Raw genomic sequence first — 3471 nt, forward strand, 5'->3', positions numbered from 1 at the left:
CCAACCAGGTGTTCGTCGGCAACGGCTCCGACGAGGTGCTGGCGCACATTTTCCATGGCCTGTTCCAACACGACCTGCCGCTGCTGTTCCCGGACGTGACCTACAGCTTCTACCCGGTCTATTGCGGCCTGTACGGGATCGCGCACGAGAAGATCGCGCTGGATGAAAGGTTCCGCATCCGCGTCGAAGACTACGCGCGGCCCAACGGCGGGATCATCTTCCCCAATCCGAACGCGCCGACCGGCTGCCTGTTGCCGCTGGACGCCATCGAAGCGATGCTGAAGGCGTCGCCGGATTCGGTGGTGGTGGTCGACGAGGCCTATGTCGACTTCGGTGGCGAGAGCGCCATCGCCCTGGTCGATCGCTACCCGAACCTGCTGGTCACCCAGACGCTGTCCAAGTCGCGCTCCCTGGCCGGCCTGCGGGTCGGCCTGGCGGTCGGCCATGCCGATCTGGTCGAGGCGCTGGAGCGGATCAAGAACAGCTTCAATTCCTATCCGCTGGATCGCCTGGCGATCGCCGGCGCGGCGGCGGCTTTCGAGGACGACGCCTATTTCCGTCGGACCTGCCAGGCAGTGATCGATAGCCGCGAGGCGTTGAGCGCCTCTTTGCAGGCGCTGGGCTTCGAGGTGCTACCGTCGGCCGCCAACTTCGTCTTCGCCCGTCATCCGCGGCACGATGCCGGGCAGATTGCCTCGACCCTGCGCGAGCAGGGAGTGATCGTCCGCCATTTCAAGCAGGCGCGGATCGACCAGTTCCTGCGTATCACCATCGGCAGTCCGGAGCAGAACCAGGCGCTACTGGACGCCCTGCACTTCCTCAAGTGATACGAAAACGGCGCCCGAGGGCGCCGTTTTCAATGGCGGGGATCACTCGCCGCCGTCCTGTTTCTGCTGTGGAGCCGGTGCCGGCGGCGGACGCAGGCCGACCTCGGCGGTCAGGTTGACCTTCTGTCCGTTGCGCAGCACCACGATGCTGATCTTCTGTCCCGGACGGGTGCGCGCCACCTGGTTCATCGAGCGGCGGCCGTCGCTGGCTTCCTGCTTGTCGATGGTCAGGATCACGTCGCCCGGCAGCAGGCCGCCGCGTGCCGCCGGGCCGTCGCGATAGACGCCGGCGACGACGATCCCGGCGGTTTCGCCGAGGCCCAGCGACTCCGCCAGTTCCGGGGTCAGCGCCTTGACCTCGACGCCGAGCCAGCCGCGGATCACCTGGCCGTGCTCGATGATCGACTGCATGACCTCCAGGGCCAGCTTGGTCGGGATGGCGAAGCCGATACCCTGGGAGCCGCCGGACTTGGAGAAGATCGCCGTGTTGATTCCGATCAGGTTGCCGGCAGCGTCCACCAGCGCGCCGCCGGAGTTACCGGGGTTGATCGCCTCGTCGGTCTGGATGAAGTCTTCGTAGGTGTTCAGGCCGAGCTGGTTGCGTCCGGTGGCGCTGATGATGCCCATGGTCACGGTCTGGCCGACGCCGAACGGGTTGCCGATGGCGAGGCAGACGTCGCCGGTGCGAATGCCGTCGGAGCGGCCGAGGGTCATCGCCGGCAGGTTCTTAAGGTCGATCTTCAGCACGGCCAGGTCGGTTTCCGGGTCGCTGCCGACCAACTGGGCGATGGTCTCGCGGCCGTCGCGCAAGGCCACGATGATCTGGTCGGCGCCAGCGGTCACGTGGTTGTTGGTCAGCAGGTAGCCTTCCGCGCTCATGATCACCGCCGAGCCGAGGCTCGATTCCATGCGCTTCTGTTGCGGCAGGTTGTCGCCGAAGAAGCGGCGGAACATCGGGTCGTCGAACAATGGGTGGGAGGGCTTGCTGACCATCTTGGTGGTGTACAGGTTGGCCACTGCCGGAGCCGCCCGGCTCACCGCATTGGCATAGGACACCGGGCCTTCCTGCAGACGGCTGAGCAGAGGCGCCTGCTCGACGTGCACCTCCTGGCGTGGCAGGCCGACCAGCTCGGGGTTGCGCTGGATGATCAGCAGGGCCAGCAGCACGCCGACCAGCACGGGCCAGCCGAGGAAACGCAGGGCCTTGGGCATCGGGACAATCCTTGGGGTTGCGAGGCCGAAAAGCGGCCGATAAGGTGGCGCCCATTATAGGGGGAAGCCGTCCATTAGAGGAGCGGCGCGCCCTGCCTGAATGAAGAGGAATTTGCATGGCTATCGCCCTGAGCACCCTGGTCGAAGAGGCCGACCGTTATCTGGATGCCGCGCGCATCCAGGACTACTGCCCGAACGGCCTGCAGGTCGAGGGCCGGCCGCAGGTGCGGCGGATCGTCAGCGGGGTCACTGCCAGCCAGGCGCTGCTGGATGCCGCCGTGGAGGCCGACGCCGACGTGGTGCTGGTGCATCACGGCTACTTCTGGAAGGGTGAGAATCCCTGCGTGGTCGGCATGAAGCAACGGCGCCTGAAGACCCTGCTGAACAACGATATCAGTCTGCTCGCTTACCACCTGCCGCTGGATCTGCATCCGGAGGTGGGCAACAACGTGCAGCTCGCCCGGCAGCTCGGCTTCGAAGTGGAAGGGCCGTTGGAGCCGGGCAACCCGCGTTCCATCGTCCTCCTCGGTTCGCTTGCCGAGCCGATGCAGCCTGCCGATTTCGCTCGGCATGTGCGCGATGCGCTGGGGCGCGAGCCGCTGCTGGTCGACGCCGGCCAGCCGATCCGACGCATCGCCTGGTGCACCGGCGGCGCCCAGGGTTATATCGACCAGGCGATCGCCGCCGGCGTCGATGCCTACCTGACCGGCGAGGTTTCCGAGCAGACCGTGCACAGCGCGCGGGAGAACGGCATCAGCTTCATCGCCGCCGGACACCACGCCACCGAGCGCTATGGGGTGCAGGCGCTGGGCGACTACCTGGGCAAGCGCTTCGCCATCGAGCACCTGTTCATCGACTGTCCTAATCCTGCCTGACGACGGAGCGATGACGCACCCGGTCGACCTCCTTGCCCAGTTCCCAGACAGCCATCGCGTAGTGGGTGCTGTGGTTGTAGCGGGTGATCACGTAGAAGTTCGGCAAGCCGTACCAGTACTGGTAGTTCCTGCCCATGTCCAGGCGCAGCAGGCTGGCTTGCCGGTGGCCGCCGAGCGGACCCTGCGGGCGTAGTCCGGCGGAAGCGAGCACGTCCAGCGGGTACAGCGTCTTGAAGCCATCCTCCAGCGAGGGCGCCCGGCCGCTGGCGGGAACCGCCACGCGATCGCCGCTGACCCAGCCGTGCTGCTTGAAATAGTTGGCGACGCTGCCGATCGCGTCACGCGGATTCCACAGGTCGATATGCCCATCGCCATCGAAGTCCACCGCGTACTTGGTGAATGAAGACGGCATGAACTGGCCGTAGCCCATGGCGCCGGCATAGGAACCGCGCAGGGCCAGCGGGTCGGTGCCTTCCTTGCGCGCCTGGAGGAGGAATTGTTCCAGCTCGCCGCTGAAGAACTCCGCGCGGCGAGGGTAGGAGAAGGACAGGGTGGAC

The 3471-nt window shown here is 66.3% G+C and carries 4 protein-coding genes; 2 read left to right on the forward strand and 2 right to left on the reverse strand.

Going from position 1 to position 3471, the window contains the following annotated elements:
* Positions 1–827: pyridoxal phosphate-dependent aminotransferase (locus tag FFS27_RS30500; protein WP_137952438.1), on the forward strand; the 827-nt coding region annotated here is incomplete at its 5' end.
* 42 nt (positions 828–869) lie between these two features.
* Here the strand turns inward: FFS27_RS30500 and algW are convergent.
* Positions 870–2039: a Do family serine endopeptidase AlgW gene (gene algW, locus FFS27_RS30505; RefSeq protein ID WP_137952439.1), complete on the reverse strand. Its 1170-nt coding sequence runs from the start codon at positions 2037–2039 to the stop codon at positions 870–872.
* Between the two features lie 116 nt (positions 2040–2155).
* On the opposite strand from algW, the gene FFS27_RS30510 reads away from it, so the two are divergent.
* The gene (locus tag FFS27_RS30510) at positions 2156–2914 is read left to right on the forward strand and encodes a Nif3-like dinuclear metal center hexameric protein (RefSeq protein ID WP_003094318.1); all 759 of its coding nucleotides are present in this window, start codon (positions 2156–2158) and stop codon (positions 2912–2914) included.
* Here the strand turns inward: FFS27_RS30510 and FFS27_RS30515 are convergent.
* Positions 2901–3471: lytic murein transglycosylase (locus FFS27_RS30515; RefSeq protein WP_171019261.1), on the reverse strand; the 571-nt coding region annotated here is incomplete at its 5' end. The two genes, FFS27_RS30510 and FFS27_RS30515, sit on opposite strands and share 14 nt — an antisense overlap.

Source organism: Pseudomonas sp. 2VD, from assembly GCF_005503585.1.
Taxonomy (GTDB): domain Bacteria; phylum Pseudomonadota; class Gammaproteobacteria; order Pseudomonadales; family Pseudomonadaceae; genus Pseudomonas; species Pseudomonas aeruginosa.